Below are 1,058 nucleotides of genomic sequence, written 5' to 3'. Positions count from 1 at the left end.
ATCATGCACAAAGACGACATGATTTTGATCAGCGTGGACGATCACATCGTCGAGCCGCCGGATATGTTCAAGAATCATCTGCCGAAGAAGTATTTGGATGAGGCGCCGCGGTTGGTGCACAACCCGGATGGGTCTGATACGTGGCAGTTCCGGGATGTGGTGATTCCGAATGTGGCGTTGAATGCGGTGGCGGGCCGGCCCAAGGAGGAGTACGGCCTGGAGCCGCAGGGTTTGGATGAGATTCGGCCGGGGTGTTGGCAGGTCGATGAGCGGGTCAAGGACATGAATGCCGGCGGGATTTTGGGGTCGATGTGTTTTCCGTCGTTTCCCGGGTTTGCGGGTCGGTTGTTCGCCACTGAGGATGCCGATTTTTCGTTGGCGTTGGTGCAGGCTTACAACGATTGGCATGTCGAGGAGTGGTGCGGGGCTTATCCGGCGCGGTTCATTCCGATGACGTTGCCGGTGATCTGGGATCCCGAGGCGTGTGCGGCCGAGATTCGGCGTAACGCGGCGCGGGGGGTGCATTCGTTGACGTTCACCGAGAACCCGGCGGCGATGGGTTATCCGAGTTTTCATGATTTTGATCATTGGAAGCCGATGTGGGATGCGCTGGTTGATACCGACACGGTGCTCAATGTGCACATCGGCTCGTCGGGGCGGTTGGCGATCACCGCGGCGGATGCGCCGATGGATGTGATGATCACCTTGCAGCCGATGAACATCGTGCAGGCGGCGGCGGATCTGTTGTGGTCGCGGCCGATCAAGGAGTATCCGGATCTCAAGATCGCTCTGTCTGAGGGTGGGACGGGGTGGATTCCGTATTTCCTGGAGCGGGTGGATCGCACGTATGAGATGCATTCGACCTGGACCGGTCAGGACTTCGGGGGCAAGCTGCCCAGTGAGGTTTTCCGTGAGCATTTCTTGACCTGTTTCATCGCTGATCCGGTCGGGGTGGCCACCCGCCATGCCATCGGGGTGGACAACATCTGCTGGGAGGCGGACTACCCGCATTCGGATTCGATGTGGCCCGGGGCCCCCGAACAACTCGACGAGGTCCT

General features: G+C 59.6%; 1 protein-coding gene. It reads left to right on the top strand.

The window, feature by feature from the left end; translation table 11 throughout:
• Positions 1-3: 3 nt before the first annotated feature.
• Positions 4-1,058, top strand: a 1,055-nt coding sequence (locus tag ACQI46_RS25590; RefSeq protein WP_427096855.1) for an amidohydrolase family protein, incomplete at its 3' end; no start/stop codon positions are given.

The organism is Mycobacterium sp. SMC-4 (assembly GCF_050205565.1).
Lineage (GTDB): Bacteria > Actinomycetota > Actinomycetes > Mycobacteriales > Mycobacteriaceae > Mycobacterium.
This window is presented reverse-complemented; position numbering and strand designations above follow the sequence as displayed.